Annotated in this window: 17 protein-coding genes and 1 pseudogene; 4 read left to right on the top strand and 14 right to left on the bottom strand. The window is 53.4% G+C overall.

From position 1 onward, the window contains the following. Window positions 1-62 precede the first annotated feature (62 nt). From AC0YNV_RS17890 to AC0YNV_RS17855, 8 genes are all read right to left on the bottom strand, one after another. Entirely contained in the window at window positions 63-7,553 is a 7,491-nt protein-coding gene (locus AC0YNV_RS17890) for a sugar-binding protein (protein WP_475769242.1), read from the bottom strand. A gap of 439 nt (window positions 7,554-7,992) precedes the next feature. Then, on the bottom strand, window positions 7,993-8,826 hold the full coding sequence (locus AC0YNV_RS17885; protein WP_210037304.1) for a carbohydrate ABC transporter permease: 834 nt from the start codon (window positions 8,824-8,826) through the stop codon (window positions 7,993-7,995). Window positions 8,827-8,828: 2 nt separating this feature from the next. Further along, the gene (locus AC0YNV_RS17880; protein WP_210037303.1) at window positions 8,829-9,731 is read right to left on the bottom strand and encodes a carbohydrate ABC transporter permease; all 903 of its coding nucleotides are present in this window, start codon (window positions 9,729-9,731) and stop codon (window positions 8,829-8,831) included. Window positions 9,732-9,791: 60 nt separating this feature from the next. After that, window positions 9,792-11,207 (bottom strand): ABC transporter substrate-binding protein, encoded by a 1,416-nt coding sequence (locus AC0YNV_RS17875; protein WP_475769241.1) that lies wholly within the window; start codon window positions 11,205-11,207, stop codon window positions 9,792-9,794. 236 nt (window positions 11,208-11,443) lie between these two features. After that, the gene (locus tag AC0YNV_RS17870) at window positions 11,444-14,197 is read right to left on the bottom strand and encodes a sensor histidine kinase (RefSeq protein WP_475769240.1); all 2,754 of its coding nucleotides are present in this window, start codon (window positions 14,195-14,197) and stop codon (window positions 11,444-11,446) included. 17 nt (window positions 14,198-14,214) lie between these two features. Then, complete coding sequence (locus AC0YNV_RS17865; protein ID WP_475769239.1) at window positions 14,215-15,549, bottom strand: response regulator transcription factor; 1,335 nt, start codon at window positions 15,547-15,549, stop codon at window positions 14,215-14,217. Between the two features lie 418 nt (window positions 15,550-15,967). Then, window positions 15,968-16,897: a nucleoside hydrolase gene (locus AC0YNV_RS17860; protein ID WP_210037299.1), complete on the bottom strand. Its 930-nt coding sequence runs from the start codon at window positions 16,895-16,897 to the stop codon at window positions 15,968-15,970. Between the two features lie 113 nt (window positions 16,898-17,010). Beyond that, window positions 17,011-17,871 (bottom strand): phytanoyl-CoA dioxygenase family protein, encoded by an 861-nt coding sequence (locus tag AC0YNV_RS17855; protein ID WP_475769238.1) that lies wholly within the window; start codon window positions 17,869-17,871, stop codon window positions 17,011-17,013. Between the two features lie 120 nt (window positions 17,872-17,991). Between AC0YNV_RS17855 and AC0YNV_RS17850 the strand changes: the two genes are divergently transcribed. Next, complete coding sequence (locus tag AC0YNV_RS17850; protein WP_475769237.1) at window positions 17,992-18,735, top strand: helix-turn-helix domain-containing protein; 744 nt, start codon at window positions 17,992-17,994, stop codon at window positions 18,733-18,735. A 142-nt stretch (window positions 18,736-18,877) separates the two neighbouring features. Further along, complete coding sequence (locus AC0YNV_RS17845) at window positions 18,878-19,063, top strand: hypothetical protein (RefSeq protein ID WP_475769236.1); 186 nt, start codon at window positions 18,878-18,880, stop codon at window positions 19,061-19,063. 2 nt (window positions 19,064-19,065) lie between these two features. On the opposite strand, the gene AC0YNV_RS17840 is transcribed toward AC0YNV_RS17845, so the two are convergent. The 6 genes from AC0YNV_RS17840 to AC0YNV_RS17815 all read right to left on the bottom strand — a co-directional run bounded on the left by AC0YNV_RS17840 (window position 19,066) and on the right by AC0YNV_RS17815 (window position 22,860). Further along, complete coding sequence (locus AC0YNV_RS17840) at window positions 19,066-20,046, bottom strand: aldo/keto reductase (protein WP_210037295.1); 981 nt, start codon at window positions 20,044-20,046, stop codon at window positions 19,066-19,068. 155 nt (window positions 20,047-20,201) lie between these two features. Further along, window positions 20,202-20,477, bottom strand: coding sequence for a hypothetical protein (locus AC0YNV_RS17835; protein ID WP_475769235.1), 276 nt, complete (start codon window positions 20,475-20,477; stop codon window positions 20,202-20,204). A 107-nt stretch (window positions 20,478-20,584) separates the two neighbouring features. After that, window positions 20,585-21,424 carry an aldo/keto reductase gene (locus AC0YNV_RS17830; RefSeq protein ID WP_475769369.1) on the bottom strand — a complete coding sequence of 280 codons (840 nt, stop codon included), beginning with the start codon at window positions 21,422-21,424 and terminating at the stop codon, window positions 20,585-20,587. After that, complete coding sequence (locus AC0YNV_RS17825; protein WP_475769234.1) at window positions 21,400-21,585, bottom strand: aldo/keto reductase; 186 nt, start codon at window positions 21,583-21,585, stop codon at window positions 21,400-21,402. Before AC0YNV_RS17825 ends, AC0YNV_RS17830 begins: the two co-directional genes overlap by 25 nt. A gap of 31 nt (window positions 21,586-21,616) precedes the next feature. Further along, complete coding sequence (locus tag AC0YNV_RS17820) at window positions 21,617-21,940, bottom strand: carboxymuconolactone decarboxylase family protein (RefSeq protein WP_475769233.1); 324 nt, start codon at window positions 21,938-21,940, stop codon at window positions 21,617-21,619. Window positions 21,941-22,008: 68 nt separating this feature from the next. After that, complete coding sequence (locus AC0YNV_RS17815) at window positions 22,009-22,860, bottom strand: aldo/keto reductase (RefSeq protein WP_475769232.1); 852 nt, start codon at window positions 22,858-22,860, stop codon at window positions 22,009-22,011. A gap of 182 nt (window positions 22,861-23,042) precedes the next feature. Here AC0YNV_RS17815 and AC0YNV_RS17810 point away from each other — a divergent pair, with 182 nt between their 5' ends. Both AC0YNV_RS17810 and AC0YNV_RS17805 read left to right on the top strand, forming a co-directional pair. Continuing rightward, window positions 23,043-23,960 (top strand): AraC family transcriptional regulator, encoded by a 918-nt coding sequence (locus AC0YNV_RS17810; RefSeq protein ID WP_475769231.1) that lies wholly within the window; start codon window positions 23,043-23,045, stop codon window positions 23,958-23,960. Between the two features lie 225 nt (window positions 23,961-24,185). Beyond that, window positions 24,186-24,335 (top strand): annotated as a pseudogene (locus AC0YNV_RS17805) (helix-turn-helix domain-containing protein); the annotation flags it as partial. Window positions 24,336-24,492: the final 157 nt, after the last annotated feature.

The following is a 24,492-nucleotide window of genomic DNA, read 5'->3' as shown; positions in this document are numbered from 1 at the left end:
CATGCTTGGATTTCGACAAAAGGAAGGCTCGAAAGCCTTCCTCCGGTTCGCCAATTCGCCGGTTACTGCGCAAGCCAGTCGTCGAGAATCATGCGGGCAACGCCGGCAAGTGTCTGGATCGTAATTTCGCCGTTGTCGAACAAGTCGGCTACGGCAATGGAATCCCAGCCCTCATCCGTTGATTTCTTGCCGAAGTATTTCACGACGAGCGACAGATCCTTGATCGTAATGCTGGTCTCGCCCGGAACAAGCGTAATCAGCTTGGTCAGGAACGTTTGCAACGCAGCGTTCAATTCAGATACGGACTGGTTCACCTGGCTTTGGGTCGCCGAGGCACTATCCCTTACCGCGATCGCGCTGCTGATCGCCGCTTGCAGGGTGGCCTTCGAGCCGACCGCATACATGCCGAGCTTCGTTCCTTCCAACGCGGCATTGTACTTGCTTTGCACGCCGGCAATCGCCGTGATGAGCTCAGCCTTATCGGCGCTGACGCCAACAATTTTTCCGTTAAATTCAGCTACCGCGCCCGCAAGCGCTGCAGCTGCCGCATCCACGTCCGATTGGGTTGCCGAGACGTTGTCTCTGACGGCGGCCGCGATGTCGATCGCTGTCTGCAGTACGGCTTTGGAGCCGATAACATACATGCCGGCCTGCGTGCCTTCCACAGCGGCGTCATGCAAGCTTTGCGCGTCGGCAATCGCCGCATTCAGCGCAGCCTTATCGACGTTGACGACAACGATTTTGCCGTTAAATTCAGCTACCGCGCCCGCAAGCGCCGCAGCTGCCGCATTCACGTCCGGTTGGGTTGCCGAGACATTGTCTCTGACGGCAGCCGCGATGTCGATCGCCGTCTGCAGCACGGCTTTGGAGCCGATCGCATACATGCCGGCCTGCGTGCCTTCCACAGCGGCGTCATGCAAGCTTTGTGCGCTTTCAATCGCCATGCTCAGCGCGTTCTTGTCGACATTGCCGATTTCGATGCCGGCGGATGAGCCGGTTGTATCGACTGCCGCGGTCACGCCTTCGTCGCCGACCGTAAAGTTCGACAGCGCAACTGCGGTTGTTCCGATCGCGGCGCCCGTTTGGATCCTGCCGTGCAGCACCAGCAGATCGCCGTCCGTTTGCACGCCGTTATTGGCGCCTTCGCTGGCCATCAGTATACGGATTTGCCCAAGCTCCGGTTTGACCGCCGTGCCAAGCACGACGAACCCGCTTTTCAGCGAAGCGATGGCGCTTTCGGCCAGACTGAGCTTGCCGCTCTCATCGGCCGCTGTATCGAATTCCAGCTTGTTCGGATCGTAATTCACGGTCAGATCGGCAATCGTGAAGCGATCCGCCACGCCTGCGACGCCGACATTAAGATCGACCGGCTGCCCGACATAAGCCGCCGCCGGGCCGGCAATCGTCGCATGCATGGAATCCGCAGGCTCCTGCGGCTGCAGCGACGAGCTGGATGACAGAATCAGATCGCCAAACTTCGTCGGATCCTTGCCGGTTCCAATGCCGCTCATATATTCGAGCCAGCCTTCGCGGCCGCCCCCGTCATTATCGTTGACCAGCACGGCGATGCCGAGATCCGTCAGATCCGCCGCCGCCGGCTTGCGCGCATCGGTCAGAAGGCTGCTCCACGGGAAGGCGATCACGTAGTTCGTTTTGTGATTGACCTCGTCCCGGGTGAATTTGTACTGGATATCGTTCAGATTGCCGGTCGTGACCGGCCCCCACGTCTCGACGCCCAGCGCGGAAACGCCCGTATTCGCATTCAGCGATGCGATAAAACGCGGATGGCTGTCATCCGACACCGTTCTGCCGGGACGCTCGGGATCGAACGACACCTGCAGGCTGTCCGAGCCCCAGGAGCCGTACACGTCGGCCGCATCCATGCTATGCGCGTCGTCGTTTACCGAGACGGCAAGATACAGGTGATTGTCATCCCATTTGACGTATTGATCGGCCGACCGGTCGCTTTCACTGTACGGCTTGCCGTCGGTGGACGTCGACTGGCTTTCACCCAGATGGATGACTGGCGAGCCGGCCCATTGACCGGGAACGATAGTGCCGTCCACGACGATCGGATGGTCTTCGTTCACCCGCGTCGCCGTCAAGCTGCTGATGTCTTTCTCGATCGTTCGGTCGTAGCCGTCTCCGTTCGTAATATGGAACGTGAACTTGGTCCGGCTTGCGGCGGAAAGCATTGAGGCCGGGATCGTGACGAACTGCCGAGAGTCTGCCGCGATGTCGCCGAATGCATAACTGCCGGCAAGCGCGGCGGGTTCTTCAATTTGTACCGAGCCGCCAGCGAGCGTGCCCGTCGTACGCTTGTTGATGAGCGCCACCTTGACGTCCCATCCGTCGCCTGCCGCGTTCAGAACCGGATACGCCTCGACGCCGAGCGAGTCGTCCGTGTTTTTCGTTTGCACGGTCAGCGTCTTGTACCTGGTCCCGGCCGCGGCTACCGGCGTGATTTTCAGGTCGTAGGTATACTTCGCGTAATTATCCGGCACATGCAGCACCAGCGTGTCCTTCGCAGATCCCGCGCTGAATGAGCCGCCGGAGACGATGGACCAGCCTGCCGGCATGTCGATATCGTACGTTCCGCTCAGCGCCTTCGCGCCGTCCGTAACCCGGTTGATGTCCAGGCTCAGATCGCTGCCTGGCGTAACGTTCACCGGACTGAAAGCGGCCGTATCGAAGATGACATCCGATGTTTGTTGAGGCTGCTCATATACGCGCACCCAGTCGATGTACATATCGGATTCATTGCCGTACCGCTCGAAGCCATAACCTTGCGGGAACGCATCGCTCTGGGTCATGGCGTTGTTGATGATGAAATAATTGCCTTCGCGCCATGACAGCGGAAGCGTCTTCTGCTTATACACTTCGATATTGTCGAAGTAATAGTAGGTGTACTCTTCCGTGATCAGTACGCCGTACGTATGGAAGCCCATCGATATATTGCCGGCATCGCCGCCGAGCAGCTCGACCGTATTAACGCTTTTGCCGCCGCCGTTGCTGTTCTCATAGCCCCATGGATGGGTCGCGATCGAATAGCCCGATACATTTGGCGGGTACGCTTCGATAATGTCCAGTTCGTCGGTCGCGGCGCTGTCCACGCCTGTCAGCGTCCAGAACGCCGGCCACTGGCGCGGATTGGCTCCGACGAAGAAGCGGGCTTCGAGGTATTGCTCCGTATAGCCCTTCGTGCGGAAGCCGGTCCCGTCGTCGCCGACGGAACTGAGGAAGCCGGTCGTAAAATGCCGCTGATAACCGTCAACGCTCGCCGGAAGCGGATCTTCATAATACGTCGTCTTGATTTTCATATAATCCTCGACGACCTTGAACGGATCGTAGGCGCTGCCGTAATTGGCAAACAACGCGTCGCCGTAGTCCTTGTAATCCGGCTTATGTGAAATATAAGTCGTGCGGGTGCCTTGGGCGTCGATGCCCGTTTTCGAAATCGTAGGCATCGTTTTGAAATCATCCTCGAACGTGACCTGCATGCCTTTGCCATCCAGTTGAGTCGGCATCGGCGCACTGTCAAGACCGATATTCCAGTCGGTTCCGCCCGTATTGTAGAACTGGAAGTAATCCTCGATGCTCGTAGTGCCGTCCGTCTTCCAGGCCTTCACCTTCACGGCAACCGGGCCGTGCGGGTACTCATCGGCATCGAACGAAATCGTGCCCTTTCCGTCGCTGTCCAAGTCGATCTCGGCAAGCTTGACGATGTATCCGGATACATCCGGATGCTGGACGTCCGGCTGGTGCAGCGTGTAGCCTGCCGCCTTCGCGTAGCCGCCCGGCGCGATAAAGTCGAGCGTCGTCGTCCCGTCAAGCTCGGCGCGATACGAAGGAGAAAGCAGCGTAACCAGATCGTTCAGCGCCTTCTTCGGAGCTACGACGGAGACCGTCATCGCCGGAAGCTTGTTTCCGTCGACCGTCGGTGCGATGACGATTTTGCCGTTTTGCAGTGCATAGGTATCCGGTACGCTCACGACGATCGTGTCGCTCGCGCTGCCGGCAGCGAAGCTTGCGCCGGATACGACCGACCAGTCGCTGCCGGGGAACGTGATGTCATACGTGCCGGACAGCTCCTGCGCCGCTTCGTCGCGGTTGATGACGATGCTCGCATTATCCCCTTGTACGACATTCATCTGCGCCGGGGCAGTGAAGCTCGCTACCGCCGCATTTGGATCGTGGACATACTCGAATCCGCTGATGATTATGGATTCTCGGCCGCTTTCGCTTTTGACCTTCAGCTCCAGCTTATGCTGGCCGCCGAGCAGTCCGGTCTTCTCGAACGCTTTCACGTTCGATACTTCCGTATCGCTTCTGGAATCGATCGTCGTCTGGTATGTTCCGTCGAGATAGACGTCAAGCAGTCCGCCCTTGTTATAAGTGCGCATGAAGACCGATACGGCCGTCCCGTCGAACGTGAATGCGGTAATATCGCCGTTGTTGCCGGCATTATCGTACATCCAGCCCCAGGAATCGCTCCACCAGCCGCCTGTCGTGGCGAAGTAGGTTTTGCCCTGGGTCGTTTTGTCGAAATTCGCCCAGTTGCCGCCCGTGCCGCCGGAGGTGCTGACGTACGGATAGGTCGCGGAATCGACGCGAATCGTCTGGGCTTGCGCCGACTTGATATAATCGTACTCGAAGCCTTCGAGTGCCACCGACCCGCCTGCTCCCGTCACTTGCAGCTTGAGTACGTGCTGTCCGGCCGGCAGGCCGCTCTTGCTGAATACTCTTCTCTTGCCGCTGCTGCCGTTTGTATTGATAGAGGCCTGCTTCACGTCGTCCAGATAAACGTCGAACGAGCTGCCTCCGTCGATGTAACGGGCGTAAAGCGCAGCCGCGTCCCCTTCGAACGTAAACGTCAGCGTTTGCCCTGGACTTGCCGACGTATACATCCAGCTAAAGCTGTCGTTCCACCAGCCGCCGTTGAACGTGAAGTAATCGTTCGGCTGCGAGCTGTGGTTGAACTGGCTCCAGCTGCCGCTCGTCGCGCCTGCTCCGGATACGTAAGGATAGCTGCTCGGATCAACGGAACGCAGCTCGCCGCTGCCCGTAATCGCAGGGGCTTCCGGATCGTCCGGCGCCTGCACGATGACTTGAATCGGATCGTAAGAACCGTCGCTGATCGTAAGCGTAATGGTAATCTTGCCGTTCTTGCCCGTGTATCCGGCAGGAACCTTAAGCTGAATCGTATCTGTGTAATGGTTGGTCGAGAATGACTGGCTCGTCACGGCTTGCCATTCTTCGCCCTGCTTCACCAGCCAGCCGTCGGACGGGAAGGTCATGTTGTAGGTACCGAATCGGGTACCGCCCGCTCCGTTACGATTGATTGTAATCGCAACCTCATCCCCGGGTCCCGCCTTGAAGAACGTATCCTCACTCCAGAATTTGGCCGCGTTCGGATCTTCAAAGTGACGGAATTCAAAGCCGGCGATCCGGATGTAGCGCTTATCCGCGCTGTCCACGCCCCGGATTTCGAGCGTATGGTCGCCATCTTCGAGCCCGCTCTTCTCAAATGCCCGCACCTGCTTATTCTCAATTGCGTTGGAATCGACGCGCTGCTGCAGCTGGCCGTCCAAATAAATGTCGGCCTGACCGCATTCGCCGCATTCGAGCATATCCAGCGCGATGGTGGTGCCGTTGAACTTGAACTGCATGACGGTTGAAGCCGACTCTTGCACATACATCCAGCTCCAGCTGTCGCGCCACCAGCCGCCGTCCACGAAATTAAAGTAGTTTTTGAGATTCGTGCTCGGATCGTACGTTGCCCAAGAACCGGCATCGCCCCCGCTCGTGTTGCGGTACGGGAACGTGCTGCTGTCGACGCGGATCAGATCGCCTTCCGCGCCGGTTGCCTCCGCGCTGATGACTAGCGGAGCGTAGGAAGTATTCGCGCTCGACACCGGCGTGATGCGGATATTCGACGTCTCGGTGTAGTCGTTTGACACGAGGAACGTCAGCGTGTCGCTGCTTGCTCCTGCCGCGAACGCCGCATCATAGACCCCGTTCATGTCGACGAATTGATCGCCGTTCATAATTTTCCATCCTGCCGGCGCCTCAACCTGATACGTTCCGGTCAGGTTCGCGGCCGTTTCATTGCGGGTTACCTTGACGCGTATAATGTCGCCGGAGAGCGCCTTGACCGAAGAGACGCTTTCGAAGCGCACCGTGTCCGGAGCATCTTGATATACGCGCACCCAATCCACGTAAGTGTCGCTTTCGTTGCCGTACCGCGTGAATCCGCCCGGAACGTCGAAGTTCTCGAATGGGTCGCTGCTGTTCGGAGAGATGCCGTAGTGATCGGATACAGCGGCATTAATAATAAAATAATTGCCGTATTGCCAGCTGTAAGGCAATGTCGGGTGACGGGTCACTTCCACGTTGTCGCAGTAGTAGTACGTCCAATCCTTCGTGATGTAGACGCCCAGCGTGTGGAAGCCCATCGCCAGATTGATATTGTTGAACGCTGGCGTATCCAGATTGGCATTGAAGCCGCCGCCAAGCTTGCTCGCATCGTAGCCGGAATCAGGAACCTTGTCGTAGCCCCAAGGATGCCAGGCGATCTGATAACCGGAAGGTGTGCCCATGTAGCCTTCAAGTATATCCAGCTCGTCGCTCGGCTGATTCGCCATGTCCGGGTTCTGCACGTAGCCGTTCGCTGTCAGCGTCCAGAACGCCGGCCACATGCCCGGATTCGGGCCAAAGAACATTTTCGCTTCGAAATATTGGTTGCGGCCGCCTTCCGTATGGAAGCCTCCGCCCGCTTGGTTCATGGAAGACAGGTAGCCGGTGCTGACTTTCTGCTTCCAGTAATCGTTGCGGACATAGCCGCTCGGATGGTAAACCGTCGACAGCTTCATCAAATCGTTGTCGACGATCGAAAACGGATTGTTCGGGCCGTCGTAATCTTCAAAGGCCGCCCAGCCGAACATGCCGCCGCGTGCCTCGTCGACCTTGGCCGAAGCGTATTGGGCGCCGATGCCGGTTTTGTTGATCGTCGGCATGGTCTTGAAATCATCCGTATAGGCAACATCCATTCCCGCCGTTACCGGATTTACAGGCGCGTTGTCAAGTCCGGTTTTCCAATTGACGCCTGCATTATTATAAAGCTGCAAGTAACAGTTATCGATTTCTGCGCCGTCTTTCAAGACTTGGATCCGCAAAGAAATCGGACCGTATGGATATTCGGAGGCTTTGAATTCGACCGTTCCATGACCGTCAACCAAATTAACCTGGCCGACCACATCTCGCGTGCCGTTGCTGTCAGTGCTCAAATCATCAGGCTGCTTCTGTGAATATACCACTGCCGACGTCCCGATTTTGTTATAAAATTCAACAGAAATGGTATCGTCATTGATTTCCGAGCGGTAATCCGGCGAAATAACCGAGGTGATCCGGTCGCTTTCGCTGACCGGCGGTTCCTCTGCCTTTGCCGTTTTTACTTGAAAGCTCATGCCCAAGAAGCTGGATAATACCATGGCAAACGTCAATATAAACGCCATGGAGTGATTTATCCGCCTGAATCTGCGTATCAGTTCCATCTATGTTCCTCCCATTCTTCAGCAATGGATTCTCCTCTTTTTCCATACCTTTCTGTGGCTCTTAAGTTCCCTTAACAGAAGCGTTACCTGAGGCCTGTGGCGACCGCTTCGCTGCAGTTACAAGGATGTGGTTGCATAGCGGATCTCGTCTTGCCGCCAATTCCGGCAATCCGTCATACTTATAACCCCTTATAGCATCCCCCCTTTCAGTTGAATGGCGGACCTGCGGCATGTCCTGCTGTTTCGTTCGTTTGCATGCCAAGGTAAAAAGGCGACTGCATCCCCGATATGTAGTTTGGAAGGGGAATTCATCGCCAGTTAGTTTTTGTTCAATTGTTGCCGTATCCCTGATATAACTGGGCTTGGATCCTTGTCTTGGCAAGCGGATTCACGTCGCTTTGCATGTTGATGATAGAAATGCCTGTCACCACTAGCGTTGTTATCCTTTAACGCCTGTCGTGACGATGCCTTCGACAATATATCGTTGTCCAAAAAAGAACGTCAACAGAACGGGAATCATCAATAGAATGGCCGCTGCGGTCGCGACGGACTGCAGAACCAACTTCGTGCCGTTCGCCGTATAGCTGATCGTGCTGAGCGCGGTGGCAAGCGGATAATGGTCTTGTTTCAAGAACATGAACGGCGTTATGAAGTCTCCCCACGACCCTTGAAACGTCATGATCGCGACAGTGGCCACAACCGGCAGCGACATCGGCAGGAATATATTCCAATAGGTTCGAAGGATCGAGCAGCCGTCTATCCGTGCTGCCTCCTCGAGTTCTTTTGGAACGGAGGAGAAGAATTGACGGTACAGGAAGATATAGAATGCGTTGCCGCCGATACCCCAGAACAGCCAAGGCCAGAACGTATCCAGCAGGCCGTAATTATGAAACAAAATGTAAGTCGGAATTTGCGTCACGATTCCCGGCACCATCATCGTCGAAAGAACGAGCATGAACAGGAAGCTTCGCCCTGGAGCGGCGATGCGCGCGAAGGCGTATCCGACCAGGCCGCTGGTCAGCGTCGAGGTGCAGAGCGTAATTCCGCAGATGATGATGGAGTTTTTGCCAAAGTGCCAGAAATCCATCATGGTTGTCGCATATTTGAAATTTTCCGGATGAAAGCCGTTCGGCAAAAGACCCGGCGTCGTGTTCCAGGCGCTGAACGCGTTGACGATCGCGAGATACATCGGAAATATGAAGATGGCGGAACAAATAATCAGCGCCGTGTATAACGGTATGGATCCTTTTTGTTTGTTCGCTGCAGTTAACACGGTCACCCCTCCTGATCCGTTTCATAATGAACCCAATACTTGCTTGTCGTAAAGACGATAACAGACAATGCCAGAATGACCAGGAATAAAACCCAAAGCAGCGACATGCCGTAAGCGAACCGTTGGAACGAGAATACTTGTTGGAAGGCGTGGACGAAGTACAGGTAGTTGGGCTGGATCGGACGGGCGAGCAGCTCCGTTCCGTTCAGCAGGATCGGCTGCATGTAAATTTGCAAGGAGCCGATGATGCCCATGATGACGTTGAAGAAAATAACCGGCGTCATGAGCGGCAGCGTCAAAAAGATCGTTCTCTTGAAAGCCGTCGCCCCGTCGATGGAAGCCGCCTCGTATAAATCCCGCGGAATGCCCTTAAGTCCCGCCAGATTGATTAACACGCCGCCACCGGCACCCCATAGGAGCATGATGATCAGTGATGTCGTGGCATAGCCGTATCCAAGCCAGTTCACTTCCGGCAAGCCGAGCGAGTGAAGTATTCCGTTCAGAATGCCGTTGTTGCTGGAGAAAATGAATTTCCACATAATAACGCTGGCCAGCGCCGGCACGATGGATGGCAAATAAAAAATCGTCCGGTAGACGCCTACGCCGCGTACCTGCCTGTTCAGCAGCATCGCGAGTCCAAGCCCGATGGCCACGCTCAGCGGCACGTTGAAGGCCGTAACGTAAAGCGTTCTGCCAAGGGAGTACATCGCGTCGGAGTCCGTAAATACTTTATGGTAGTTATCAAAGCCCATCCATTTCAGATTCTTGATGTTAAACCCATAATAGTTCGTAAAGCTGAGGTACAATCCGTACAATAGCGGATACAGACTTAGAAACAGAAAAACGATGAACCACGGGGATATCATGGAATAAAATGCGATCGACCTTTTCGTCTTCTCCTTCACGCTTTCCACTCCTTTATGCAAGAAAGGAGAGTTCAGCTGGGAACTCTCCCCCGGTAGACTTTACTGGCTGTCGATTGCGTCTTTCGCTTCCTGGATCGCGACGTTCGCGTCTTTGGTCATGCCTTTGATCGCTTCGTCCAAATTCGATTTGCCGAAGTACAGCGGTTGCACGTACTTGTCGAAGATCGACCAGCCGCCGCCCGCGAGGTAAGGGTTCACTTTCAGGTACTGGCTCGTGTAGTTCAGTTCGTCCTGAAGTACCGTGTTGATTTGTTTATCGAAGTCCGTTTCCTTCGGCAGGAGGTCCATCTTGCTCTTGAAAATCGGAAGGCCCCACCCGGCCTTGGCGCGGTCGTCGGCAGGGGTGCCGCCGAAGAACCATTCGAAGAACGTCCATGCTTCGTCAGGATGCTTCGACGTTTTGTTGATAATAGCGCCCGTCGCTCCGCCCGTAGGCGCAACGCGCGTGCCGTTCGGCGCGATCGGCGTCGGCAGCATGCCATAATCGGCCAGATGCGTCTTGGCGCCTTCATTGCTGCGAATCGCTCCGCTGTACCAGTAGCCGTCGATGATCATCGCGGCCTGGTCCTTGAAGAACAGGTCGCCGCCGGACGTTTGGTCGTTGTTGACCGAATTCGGGCCGACGTTGTTCTTGACCCCGTCTACCCACATATTGATATAGTCGCGCACTTCCGGCTTGTCGAAGTCGACGGAGCCGTTGTCATCCATACTGATGTCTACGCCCGCGCTGAGCAGGTATTGCAGCAGGTTGTTGAAGTTCGGTTCCGTCTTGCCCCACTCGTTGGCCGCCAGGCCGTATTGCTTGATTTTGTCGCCGTCCTTGATCGTGAGCTTCTTGGCGAGGTCCATGACTTCCGGCCATGTGAGCGACGTCGTCGGATCCGGAACCGCGACTCCAGCGGCTTCGAATGCCTTCTTGTTATAGAAGATGGCGTAGTCATTGGACCAGTCTTTCGGCAGGCCGTAGATCGGGCCCGCGCCGACCGTTTTGCCATCGAAACGGTACACGTTCGTGATCGGCAGCAAATCGTCCTCTTTGAGCACAGTGCTCACGTTCATCCGGTCCGTCAGGTCGAGCGCGATGCCCTTGATAACGTAGTTCGGAAGGTCGAACACCCCCGACAAACGGATGACGTCAGGTGCGTCGCCAGTCGCGAGTTGCGCAGCCAATTTCGTCGCGTCGACCGTTTCAATCTCGACCTTGATGTTCGGATGCTCTTTCTCAAATTCCGCGATTTGTTCCTTGGACAGCTCGCCGTCAGAAATGCTCGTGCGAATTGTGACGACTTCGCCGCTCTTCACACTGCCGCCGGTATTGCCGGTTGCCTCTTTACCGCCAGCATTGCTGCCGTCGTTCGTCGCCAAGGCATTCCCGCCGTTATTGGTGGCTCCCCCGTTGTTGCTGCTTCCGCAGCCCGACAGCACGACAGCCACAGCCATTACTATCGTCAGCATGATTGACCATCTTCTCAATTGCTTATCCCCCTTTGAGAAATCATGATTTTCCTTGCTGAACTAAGAATAGCACGCGGAATGTAAGCGCTTGTATAAGATGATCCTCCAATATTACGGGGTAATCGTATGGTGTTGGACACTTGTGCCGTTGCCGTAGAGATACCGGGTCGAGAGCGAGCGGCTGGGGATTTTGTAATCGTTCGATCCCGCAGGAGGTAGCGGAGTCTTCGTGGTACCTACGGAGTTTGCAGCGGCACAGTCAGGGTGATGGCCGTCCCCTTCATTTCGCCGCTTTCGATGGTCATGGACGTGCTATCCTTGTAAATCAGCTTGAGCCGCTGATAGACGTTGCGCAGTCCGATGCCGTTCTCATCGCTTAGCGCCTTCCCGTATTCGCGCTCCATGTCCACTCTTACGTGCGCCAGCGTTTCTTTGTCCATGCCGATCCCGTTATCGACGATTCGCACCTTGAGATTGCCGTTCTCCGCGGACGCCGAGATGACGATGCGTCCGCCATCCTCCCAGCCATTGAAGCCGTGCTTGATCGCATTCTCGATGATCGGCTGCAGCACGAACCGCCCGATCGATCTGCCCTTCAGCTCGTCTGGCACCTCGTATTCCATCTCGAAGCTGTGTCCGAAGCGGATCTGCTGGATGGTGACGTAGTTGGCCACATGCGCCAATTCCTTCTCCAGCTCCACGATATCCGAGCTCTTGGCGATGCTGTAGCGGAACAAATCCGCAAGCGCCCCGACGATCGCGCTCACCTCGAGATTGCCGCTCTTCATGCTGCGCATGTTGATGACCTCCAGTGTATTGTACAGAAAATGCGGATTGATCTGTGCTTGCAGCATGTCAATCTCGGCCCGCGTCTTCATCGCGATCAGCTCGTTCTCTTCGTTTATCACGCGGTGCAGTTGGTCGATCATGCGGTTGTAGCTGCGCACGATGCCGCCGATTTCCGTATTGTCGATATCCTCGAGCCGCAGAGACAAGTCTCCTTCACCTACCCGCAGCATCGTCTCCTTCAACCGATGGATCGGCTTGACCAGCTGAATAGCGATTGCGACCGCCACGGCTATGGACAGCAGCAGCACGATCGACGTGAATAACAGAAACTGCTGCTGATACTCCCGGTTCTTCTCCAGCACATCGTTGAAGAAGAAGCCGATCGTCAGCTTCCAGTCCGTGTTCGGAATGCCGCTCGTGGAGAATTGCCAGCCGGAATCGTCGACGGCAGCGTTCGCGCGCGTCTCATAGATCGTATGTCCCCTGGCATCGGTGATAGCGTACGACGTATTGATCAAGCCCGAGTCGATGTTTTCGAAAATCGACTGCTTCGGTACCATCAGCAAATAGGTGGCTTCTCCATTCACCCCGGGGCCATCTATCCGCTTCAGGAGCGCCATTGACAGCGGATTGAAGACGTTGTTGTAATTCGTGATCCAATACGGATCGTCGCGATCCGTCAAATATTCCATATCGGTATTGAAAGCACTCTTGTTGTTCGAGAAAATGGATGAATAAATGCAGTTGCCATTCTCGTCCAGCAGGACGAAATACGAAATGTCGTTCAGGCCCGGAAACATGAGCAGATTGGTCGGGAGACCGCCCATCAGCAGTGGGGTTGTATAATTGTTCGTCACGTAATCCTGCAGCTGACGGCTGGCGGAAATTTCTTTCAGGATCGTTTCCGTGAACTTCAGCCGGTTGTGAATGCTGACCGCGGAGAATCGGCCAGTCACGTCGAACGACATCTGCATCTCCCGCTTAATGTCGTACTGCGACAGCCACGCATACAGCACGCCGTCCGAGACGGCGGGAACGCCGACTGCGACGATGAGGGCAAGAATGATTTTGTTCCGCATGGAAACGGCGTGGAAGCCTTTCTTGATCAGATCATCCGGCAGCATCCGCAGCAGCCACTCGTTGCTGAGCGAGAAGTTCTTGATTTGCTTCGAAATCATGCGGAACGGCTTAAACACCTGCTTGAGATACAAGTAATCGAACAGGATCGTGATGAGCAGCGTCACCAGCGAAAGCCCCGCCATCTGGTAGATGCGTTCGCCGCGGAGTACCGAGGATCCGCCGTCGTTGTCAGTGTAAACGATGCTGAGATTAAAGGGGCTCAGCTGCTTGATTGTGTTATAGGACGAGGCGTCCGACTGTCCCTCCTTCGCCGGGTTAGTTGAGCCGGTGCCGGCGCCCTCCGGCGAGCTCAGCGGGTTCGAAGGTGCGGTCGTCCACAGCAGGCGCTTGTCCTTGCCGAAGACGGAGAAATACGTCCCCTCCGGCATCTTCTTGGGAATAGCCTGCTCGAAGAAGCGGTCGCTCAGCATGATGATCGTGAGCACGCCATTCTCGTTGCCGTTCGAGAATACGAGCCGGTCCTGAATTTCCGCCATAAACGCTTTCAGCTGATCGATGTCCGCCTTCTCCAGCATCGGGTTGTTCGTACGGAATACCTGCGCGAAGTCGGACTGTGTGTACCGTGTCAACAGCTCGCGGTCCGGCAGGATCAGCTTATCCAGCTTGGAATAATGCAGTCGATCCTGATCCACCCTGGGCAGGTCCACGAAGGAAGCGGAACTGATCCTCTGAACCAAGGAGCGCTGGACGAAGCTCTGGCCCAGGAAGTAAACCGCCTGCACGGAATCCGGCGACAGATCGAGCGTATTGAACTTTTGCTGCAGTTCCCACATGCCGAGGGCCGCGACGTTGTCGCTGCGCAGACGCATCAGGTTCTTATAGTAACCGCTGAACTCCGGCGTCTGCAGCAGCAGCAGCAAATTGTCAATGTTGTTCAGCTGAACGAGCACGTTCTGCTGAAACTGATAGAGCATGTCCTGCGTTCGCTTCTCGTGCAGCGACTTGTCGATGGCATCCATGTAGGTGAGACCGATATAGGCAAGCGCAAGCTGCGTAACCAGGGTAAGCGCCGCTGCGAGAATGACGATCCGCCGGAGCGTTGGACCGAACCGTTTGATCATACTGTGTCCCTCCGGTTTTACCGCAATTTGCTGCGGTATTCGTACGGCGTCCTGCCCGTGTATTTCTTGAAGACCTCCGTGAAATACGCCGGATCGGTGTAGCCGACCTGCTCGACGATTTCATAGATCTTGAGATTCGTTCCGCTGAGGAGATCCATGGCCCGCTGCAGCCGGATGGAAGTCAAGAAGCTGAGGAAGGTTTGACCGGAGGTTTTGAACAACGCGAAGAGATGGCTGCCGGAGACATGCACTTGCTCCGCGACCTCCTTCAGGGTCAGGCTGCGGTCGTAATGTTCGCGGATGTACTGCTTCGCCTGCACCAGCAGCATGTTGACCGGTTCCGCTTCGGCTTCGCGGCTGCCTACGGCGATGGCCGCGGTGGCGGAATGTTCCATGCTGGCGAGGATGAGCGGTGCGGGCCGGAGGTTCTGGGCGGTCCCGGGCTGCACAGTCGCAAGCGTTCCCTCTTCCGCGTTCGCAGACAGCGCCGCAGACGCCGCCTGCGCTGACAGATAGATATCGGCGGGCGAACCGACCGAATGGCCGATGCCGCCGGAGAACGTTGATTTAAACAATCCTCTGTACTTTCGCCAGAGCGGCAGCAGCTCGGCGAAATGCGTTTCGGCGTCCGGTTTCATGGATAGCACGTAAGCTTCGCCCGTCTGTCTGTTCACCCAGTGGTAGCCAATCTCTTTTCCATCCCACAAATCCGTCAAAATATTATCCAGCGAGAAAACAAGCAGCTTCTTCTCCTTGTCTCCCATGACTGCTCCTGAAAACGCCAGACGGTCCGAACGTAAAACCGCGACCTGGTAACGGGCGCCCTCGAGCAGCACTTCGCCGTCGGAGCAGCCTTGCTCCAAATCCATCTCGGAGAGGCGCTCCTGAAGCAGGCGGCGCAAAAAATCGGCTCGAAGCACCTGCGTAAGCAGTTCCGCTTTGCGCTTTAGCACGGACATGCGGAATTCGGCCTGCTTCTCTTCGCGCAGTCGTTCGGCCGCTTTGGCGAACGTGTCATGCAGCATCTGAAACTGCAGCGGCTTGAGCAAATAATCAATCGCTCCAAACTGCAGCGCCTTTTGGGCATATTCAAAATCACTGTAGCCGGATAGGATGACAACGCGAATGAACGGATATTGCCCGTTCAGTGATCTCATCAGCTCGATGCCGTCCATAAACGGCATCCGGATATCCGTAATGACGATATCGACTGGATGCTCCTCAACAAATTGAAGCGCTTCCAAACCATGCGAGCAGCATCCCTCCACTTCGATTCCGACCTGATCCCATGTCCACGAAGCCAATCCCTCGCGAATCTCTTTCTCGTCATCCACGATCAGCAGCTTATACACTTTGCAATTCCTCCCGACTGTTAGAGGTGCCAGTAAATAACATCATTGCTAAATTGATTCCAGTATACTGATGCCAAGGCTAATCGACAAGACAAGGAGAAAAATTAGAAGTTGTCATTCGTTCAATCCGTTGATTTTGTCCGTCTGGCTGCTTAAACTTCGCAGAAAAAGCGCCTTCTTGATGGTGTAGGGTATTAACCCGTCGACAAACCCATCAAACAGAGGCGCTCCTTTTAGGACAAAGACCATTTTGCAGGCCCAACAGGATGGATCTGAGAAAAGATTGCTCAAAAATTTTCTAAGCAGTCCGTTAGATTCGGACCTGTCTTTCAGCCTTCTGCTGCTCCAGCGCTTGCTTCGTCTTGCCTACCCGGTTGTCGTTCATCGTCAGCCGGCCATTATCGGTGCCGCGTCTTCTTCAGTGGACGGAGAGAACGCGGTCCAGGAACAGCTCCACGAATTGCTCCGCTTCAACGCGCTTCGCCACCTCTACCACCGAACGGCCAGCCAACTCAAGCGCTGCCGTCACAAGCTGCTCTTCCCGGTCGCGATCCGTCAGGTTGAAGGTCAAGCCGCGTGTGCGGATTCCTGACAATTCCACGCTCACCGCTTCGCGTTCGAATCCGAGCAGCCCGCCGTTAATGGCTCCATATACGGCCAGCGCATCATGCAGAATCGGGCACTTGCGACCCGTGTCAGCCTGCCACCTGTCGATCAGCCCGAGCAGCAATCTGGTTACCGGTGTATCTCCGGGGCTCAGTCGATCCAGCTGGGAATGGCTCATCAGACAGCGCTTGGTCACGTCGAGACCCACGGCTGTAATGGGAGTGCCGGAGCGAAAGACGATGTCCGCCGCCTCGGGATCACAGTACACATTCCATTCCACAAAGTGAAAATAATATGCTCCGCCCATCATCACGATCCGCAGGAGCTTCTCCCGCAATCCCGGCTCGCGGAGCAGCGCAACTGCAACATTGGTCAGCGGACCGATCGTTAGCAGCGTGATCGGTTCCGGCGACCGAAGCGCCGTCTCGATGATGAAATCAACCGCATGCTGGTCTGCGACAGGCAACCTGTCCATCTCTCCCGGAAGATATTGACACGGTACTTTGACCGTATCCGCAGTCTGCCTGAACGGTTCCCCGCAGCCGGCATGCACCGGTATGGATCCGGCGCCGGCTGTCTGCAGCAGGTGAGCGGCGATGCGGGCCCGTGCCGCGGTATTGCCAAGCACTGTCGTCACCCCCAGCAGCTCCAGTTCAGGACAGCCAAGCGCGAAGGCGATCGCAAGCGCGTCGTCGATATCGTCGCCGATATCGGTATCGATTATAATAGGAATTCGCGTCATTTAGGCCCCACTCTCCTTGGTCCGCGGCAATCGTGTGATGTTGCGGCGCTATTTTCTCCAAAACGGCATCGCTTTTATAGGTTCGGGATTTGAAAGCATGGTTCCTTGCTCCTCTACCGGTTGTTATCTTCTTGATTATTATCTTCTTTTGCGAAGCCGCCGATCTGGTTCCAGGACGTTCCGTACGGCGAATCGCCCCCACGGTCAGGCAGAGTGACCAGTCCGACGTCGCAGCGCACGACGCCCCGGCGGCTGCCGCTGATCAATAGGCCGGTGTCGTCAAAGATCGCGTCCGCGAGCTGGTACGAATCGTCCGCCCGGTAAGAGAAGACAAGGCCTCTGCGCGGTCTTCCCGAAAGGTTCGCATCCGAGCCATGAAGTGTCAGGCTGTGGTGGATGCTGATCCCGCCCGTTTTCGGTGTAATATAGACCACCTCGCAAGACCCCTGCCAATAGGAGCTTTCCTGGCACTCTGACACGAATCGGCCGTTCTTCTCATGATTAAGGATGCCGAACTTGTTGCTTCCCTTGACCATCTGCATGCAGCCGTTATCCGGCGTGGCATCGTCCAGCATTACCATGACCGACAATAGATCGGTATTCGTATGCGGGTAGAATGCATAGTCCTGATGCCAGGGGAACTCGCCGATGCCCTTGATAGGCGGCTTGGTTGCTAACTTGGAGTGCTGCAATTGAATATCAGGACCGAGCAGCGGCTGTATCTTGGCGATTATAGCCGGGTGTTTAGCCAGCTTCAGGAACGCGGGGTGCAGCGAAGTAATGCCGAGCGCATGAACCGTCATGGTTTCATACTCTTTCTGGGTGCGCAGAGCAAGAATTTGCGGCTGCTCGCATGCCGCGCGGAGCCCCTCCACTTCCTCATTCGTGAGGATACCGTCGAAAACAAGGTATCCGTCTTCCCAATAGCGCGCTATTTCCTGCTCACTTAAGCCGATATCCTTCTGGTCAAGCATGATCCTTCACTCCCCTTTGATCGATGGATCTTACATCCTCATCATAAGGGTGACAACGCTTTCCAGATATAATAAACTGAGGAGAAAATATCAGAATTCGGTGAAAGGGTGATAAATGCGGTGAACGGGAAACTTGATTTTTTCTACTACAAGTCGGAAAAATCCGGTAGCTATGTGGACTTCCACAAGCATAACTGCTATGAACTCGTATACTACATTACGGGGACAGGAACGATGAATCTGAACGGGGAGATGCTGCGGTATACGCCGAATAGCATGACGGTGACCCGGCCCAACTATATGCATGACGAGCGGCACGAGGAGGCGACGGACGTCATCTTCTTTGGGTATCTGTATGACGACTTTCCCGTACCTCTCCGCAACGGCCTCGTCCAGGATTCACAGCAGTGCGACATTCTGAGGCTCGTGCTCGGCATGAAGGAAGAGCTTCTGGAACAGAAACGTCACTTTAGATTCCGGGTCGATCTGCTCCTGAACGAGACGATTTTACTGATTGGACGGTTCGCCAATCTGGACGCCGTTGAAAATCGGCCGGAAAAGCTCTTCTATGCGAGACGGTACCTTGACGAGAACTTTACCCAGCCTGTCAACATACAGACATTGGCGGAATTGTCGGGATACAGCAGCGACCACTTCCGCCACCTGTTCAAGGAGCAGACCGGTATATCGCCTGCCCGCTATGTGCTGACCAAACGGTTGGAGGCTGCGAGACACATGCTGCTGAATACGACTGCAAGCGTTAGCGCGATCGGTATGGAATGCGGCTTTTCCACAACATCTCAATTCATTGAGCTGTTCAAGCGGGAGAACGGGCGGACTCCCCTTCAATTTCGGAATCTGTAAAATAGTGTATGAAAACTTCTAAAGCCATTAAAATAATGGAAAAATAAGAGAGTTCGGCGACACATGAGCTTATGGACGAAGCAGCAGCTCCGGCGGCTCATCACAGAAAATAGTTGGTCCCGGCACAGATGCACAGAATGCTTTGAAAGCGCTGTTTGCCGAAACGCTGCAGGTGACGCCGGAGGCCAAGATGTATGAACATCTGGGCTATGAGAAACACGACATGCAGAACAAACAAACGAACAAAAGACGTAATGACAAGAGCAAGAAAAACAACATCATGAGCGAACATGGGGATCAGGAGATCGCTGGATGTACACATAAGTAACCTTAAAGCGCACCTACTACGGCATGGGGTACATACGGCTCCTCCAGTGACGCAATCTCGTCCGGGGTTAGCTTGACCTTTAGTGCAGTGACCGCGCTCTCGAGATGTGATTCTTTTGTGGCACCAATGATAGGTGCGGTAACTGGTGCCTTTTGCAGCAGCCAGGCAAGCGCTACTTGCACACGGGAGACGCCGCGCTGCTCCGCAATCGCCGCAACCTGTTCCACGATCGCACGATCCGCCTCGGCAAATGCATCGTATTTCGACTTCTGCACCTTATCGGTTTCAGAACGGTGAGTTGTCTCCGACCAATCGCGCGTCAAGCGGCCGGATGCAAGCGGGCTATATGGAATAACGCCGATTCCCTCCGCCTTGCAGAGCTGCATCATTTCGCGCTCCTCCTCCCGATAGATGAGGTTATAATGATTCTGCATCGACACGAACCGCGTCCATCCGTGGCTCTCAGCAACATGCAGTGCCTTTTGGAACTGCCACGCGAACATGGCGGAAGCGCCGATATATCTGGCCTTTCCCGCTCTTACGACATCATGAAGCGCTTCCATCGTTTCTTCGATTGGGGTACTATAATCCCAGCGGTGAATTTGATACAAATCCACATAGTCGGTCCCCAGTCGCTTCAAGCTCTTATCAATTTCACTCATAATCGCCTTACGGGAAAGCCCTGCTCCATTTGGACCTTCGTGCATGCGGAAATGCACCTTTGTCGCGATGACAATTTCATCCCGATGCGCACAATCCTTCAGAGCGCGTCCAACATATTCCTCGCTTGTTCCAGCCGAATATACGTTTGCCGTATCGAAAAAATTGATGCCAAGATCGAGTGCCTTCTTAATAACCTGACGACTTTGCTCCTCATTTTGTACCCACGGGTGAGTCCAGCGCGCTGCATCGCCAAAGCCCATACACCCGAGACAAAGTCGCGATACGTCCAATCCGGTATTTCCGAGTTTTACATAATCCATCAAGCATTACACTCCTCTGGTTATTAATATGTTACATGCAAAGTTTACCGCTTGGAGTTAACTCCAAGTTAACAGCCAGCAAATAAAATAATCGAAAAACGATAGGTTCAAATCTGTTTTCTACCCCACTGCAGGATCGAGAGGTCTCTCTTTAATTAATCGTCATTCCATTCATTCTTCTTAACCCAGTAAAGATCATCACATAATTCGTTATATTCATCCAGAGTGTCATATAAGCAAACACTGCTTGTGGGATGGTTTCTGGACGAATACTCGTAGACCAGGATTGAACCATTCTCTAACCGCCAAGCTGTATGAATACGAATCAACTTTTCTCCATCGACTACCACCTCTTCTACAACGCTTCTGATGGAGTGACTCGAAAATAATGCCTCGTCCTCAGTACAGCCGATTCCGTCAAGCATCTTCATAATGACCTCCTGGCTGCTTCATTCGGTTGTTCAATATAACAAAAGATACAGCATGAGAAATGCTCACTCTTCCTTGTTATTATATTTCCCAGGAACTGGAACTGAGCTTAACTAAACTCACGACGACGAGGCAATGAAAACCAAAGCCCATCGAGCCACGCCAATTCCTCTTCATTTAATGCATCCATATCTGCAGCACGCAGAGTCATGTCCAATTGCTCTGGACGACTCGCACCAATGATAGCGGATGTTATTCCCTGCTGTTGTATAACCCAGCGCACAGCCGCTGTAACTGGATCAAAGTTATGCTCCTGACACCAAGATTGGTACAAATCAACAGCGCCGAACGTTGCCTCTTGCCAGTAGCGCTGCTGATAAAACGAACCTGCGCTGTTCCCGAGTCCGAAACGAGTTCCCTCTTCGATGTTAGAACTTTTATTATAGCGTCCCGTTAACATACCGCCCGCCAGCGGGTTGTAGCATATGATGCCAATTCCTTCGTCTAGTGCCATCGGAATCAAGTCATCCTCAATCATTCGAAACAATAAATTGTAGCGCGGCTGAACGCTTGCTATACGGGTGTAATTTTTTCTGTCGGCAATTCCATTTGCCTTCGCCACTTGCCAAGCGCGCCAGTTGGATACGCCGATGTACCGGACTTTTCCTTGTTCAACGAGATCGTCAAACGCACGCAGCGTTTCATCTATTGGTGTGTTTGGGTCAAATTGGTGTGCTTGATAAAGGTCGAGATAGTCCGTTTTCAGACGACGAAGACTGTCCTCAACGGCAGTCATGATGTGCTTCCTACTCAGCCCCTGATCATTAGGACCAGTGCCCATCAAACCAAAACACTTGGTTGCGAGAACCATTTTGTCTCGTTTTCCTTGCAACCATTCCCCGATAATTAACTCGGTTGTACCTGCTAATTCAACCGATTGCCTCCCAATGGGTACACATCTGCAGTGTCGATGAAATTCACACCGGCAGTAAATGCCTTATCGAGTATCCCGTAGGAGGTTCGTTTGTCCGCTTGTTGTCCGAATGTCATCGTGCCGACACATAGATTCGTTACTTTTAATCCCGTTTGTCCCAACGAACGTATTTCCATTTGATTGACTCCTCTCCAAGCACTCTATCAATCATGGATTGAATAGTTCTTTTGCAACCATGATCGCAGACATCGCTTTTGGCCAACCGGCGTAAAACGCCAAATGAGTCATCGCTTCAACCAGTTCTTCTTCTGAAAGTCCGTTTTGCCTGGCTAAATCCAAATGGGATTTTAGCTGTACCGTATTCCCCGATGTGAGTAGACATGCAACCGTAATCAGGCTTCGATCACGTGGTGAAAGTTCTTTGCGGGCCCACACGTCACCAAACAAAACGTCATCGGTAAGTTGCGCCATTTTCGGTGCAAAATTTCCGAGCAGTTTTTGTGCACGTGTCAATTCTCGTGAATTTGACATTTGATAATCCCTTCTCCTATCAGTTGTAAGTTTTTCTGACTTCATTCGTCCCCTTAGAACATAGAAGATTAGATATCAAGTTTACGAGTACCGAGCCATTTCACCATTTCAGGGTCGCGATGTGAAAAGAACAAACTCTGTTTCGTATCTAACGCAGCAATGGACTCCATATCCTCTTGGCTTAATTCAAAATCAAAGATATTGAAGTTTTCGATCATTCTTTCCTTACGAACAGACTTTGGAATCACAACGATTTCTCTTTGTGTCAACCAACGTAAGACTACCTGAGCAACGGATTTATTAACCTTCTCAGCTATGGATACCAATAGCTCATTCTGGAACAAGTTATTTTTCCCTTCAGCAAAAGGCGCCCAGGATTCGATCTGAACATTATTCTCTTTCATGAAGTTTGCATTTTCAATTTGTTGGTTAAAAGGGTGTGTCTCAACCTGGTTTACGGCAGGAACAACTTCATTATGGATAATCAAATCGATCAGTCGATCCTCATGAAAATTACTTACGCCAATTGCACGGACCTTACCTTCACGATATAACTCCTCCATAGCGCGCCAAGAGCCAAACAGATCTCCATACGGCTGATGGATTAAATACAAATCCAAATAATCCAATTGCAATCTTCTCAGGGATTTTTCAAATGCTTTTTTGGTGCGCTCATAACCAGTATCCTGAACCCAGAGTTTCGTTGTAATGAATAATTCCTCTCTTGTCACGCCACTCCGTTTGATCGCTCTGCCAACTGCTTCTTCATTTAGATAAGAGGCGGCTGTATCAATCAGTCGATAGCCCGCCATAATAGCGTCATAAACGCTCTGGTCGCACTCATTTTGATCCGAAATCTGAAAAACACCAAAACCGAGTACAGGCATCTCAACACCATTGTTCAAAATTACTTTTTGCATATAAAATCCTCCGATTTTTTAATATGATCTGTAAATTGGCCCCTTTTTATTATGCAGCAATTGAACAGGAGGCCGTTATCCCTTTTGTTGCAAATCATTGCCTTATTCTCTCGTTGCTACTTACGCATGAACGAAGGTTGCCTTATAATTAAACGAAAATAGAACCAAGGTGGAGGAATCTGATGTCTAATCCAACTGAACGACAGCGGAATGAGGTCGCCAAATTAATCGAGAAGCATTCCGGTCAGGACGGGGTTTTCGAAACCGCGATCCCTTCTTTATTTATTATTCGCCGTTCTAACGTGACCGAGCCGATCCACAGCGTTTACAAACCCGCCTTCTGTTTCATTGCCCAAGGTTCGAAAGAGATCTTTCTGGCGCAAGAGCGATTCGAGTATGGTCCTTCCGACTATTTAATTTCATCGATAAAATTGCCGGTTGTCGGCCAGATCATCCAAGCTTCTTCCGATGCCCCATACTTGAGTTTGAAAATGGAAATGACGCAGAATCAAATTTTAGAGGTGTTGCAGGACACCGACATTCAATTCGCCCAGAAAGAAAATGCAGCCCGAGCAATGTTCGTCGGCCAGATTGAATCCTCGATCTTGGATGCGTTACTGCGATTGGTCCGGTTGGTGGAACAGCCCCACGACATTCCGTACCTGGCTCCCATCTACACCAAGGAAATCCTGTACAAGCTGCTGCATGGGCAGTATGGCGCGGCGTTGGCCCAAATCGCGATGGAAGGAAGCAGTACCTATCGAATTAGGGACGCAATCGAATTCATTATCGCCAACTTCGATAAATCATTGCGAATTGAAGAGCTTGCAGAGACTGCAGGCATGGGTATCTCTACGTTTCACCGGCACTTCAAAGAGGTGACCGCTATGAGCCCCATCCAGTTTCAAAAACGGCTGCGCTTGCAGGAAGCGCGGCATCTCTTATTATCCGAGTCCGCGGATGCAGCCGACGTGGCGTTCCGGCTCGGCTATGAAAGCGCATCGCAGTTTAGCCGCGAATATGTCCGCATGTTCGGGTTTCCGCCTAGAGAAGATACCAACCGCTTGCGGGCAAAATTCGATCAAAGCGTTCGGGCATAACACGCAGAAGACCCTTCGCATCGAACCGGTATCGAAAAATAAGAAAACAGCCGCAGCCATGCGGCTTTTTCTCGCGATCTGACGCTTCAAGAAATATCCACTCTTTGATTGATATCCAACGCTCTGTGGACAGCAACCGCTGCTTCTGCTCTCGTTGCACCTCTATTGGGATCGAAATTTCTGTCTCAAATTATGCCTGGAGCGCCGTTCCGGTTTGACCCCAGCTTAGAACACGCCTGTACTTTGCTTAAGAAGACCAACCTACCCATTTCGGAAATCTCGTATAATAGCGGATTTAACGACAGCAACTATTTTACCCGCCAGTTTACCAAAGCCTACGGCATGTCTCCGAAGGCGTACCGGAAAAATCATTAGGCGCGCTTTGCGCTTTAGACTAGAATCTATGCCGTTAAAACAAAAAGCCGCGATTTACGCGGCTCCCTTAAGATAGATATTCTTGTTTCTTGACAGTGGTTTTTTTTGCTTCAGACTTTTTCGCAATGTGCTCGGTAATCAGTGGCCCCGGTTCGTT

It is taken from the genome of Paenibacillus sp. JT31N11 (assembly GCF_056269285.1).
The sequence above is the reverse complement of the archived record's forward strand: the minus strand, read 5'-3'. Positions and strand labels throughout refer to the sequence as shown.

Bases quoted from the DNA above. Each gene is read 5' to 3' on its own strand.
- AC0YNV_RS17860 (WP_210037299.1), bottom strand. From the start codon at position 16,897: ATGACGCGAATTCCTATTATAATCGATACCGATATCGGCGACGATATC.
- AC0YNV_RS17870 (WP_475769240.1), bottom strand. From the start codon at position 14,197: ATGATCAAACGGTTCGGTCCAACGCTCCGGCGGATCGTCATTCTCGCA.
- AC0YNV_RS17840 (WP_210037295.1), bottom strand. From the start codon at position 20,046: ATGGATTATGTAAAACTCGGAAATACCGGATTGGACGTATCGCGACTT.
- AC0YNV_RS17855 (WP_475769238.1), bottom strand. From the start codon at position 17,871: ATGCTTGACCAGAAGGATATCGGCTTAAGTGAGCAGGAAATAGCGCGC.
- AC0YNV_RS17875 (WP_475769241.1), bottom strand. From the start codon at position 11,207: ATGCTGACGATAGTAATGGCTGTGGCTGTCGTGCTGTCGGGCTGCGGA.
- AC0YNV_RS17890 (WP_475769242.1), bottom strand. From the start codon at position 7,553: ATGGAACTGATACGCAGATTCAGGCGGATAAATCACTCCATGGCGTTT.
- AC0YNV_RS17835 (WP_475769235.1), bottom strand. From the start codon at position 20,477: ATGAAGATGCTTGACGGAATCGGCTGTACTGAGGACGAGGCATTATTT.
- AC0YNV_RS17815 (WP_475769232.1), bottom strand. From the start codon at position 22,860: ATGCAAAAAGTAATTTTGAACAATGGTGTTGAGATGCCTGTACTCGGT.
- AC0YNV_RS17810 (WP_475769231.1), top strand. From the start codon at position 23,043: ATGTCTAATCCAACTGAACGACAGCGGAATGAGGTCGCCAAATTAATC.
- AC0YNV_RS17825 (WP_475769234.1), bottom strand. From the start codon at position 21,585: ATGGAAATACGTTCGTTGGGACAAACGGGATTAAAAGTAACGAATCTA.
- AC0YNV_RS17820 (WP_475769233.1), bottom strand. From the start codon at position 21,940: ATGTCAAATTCACGAGAATTGACACGTGCACAAAAACTGCTCGGAAAT.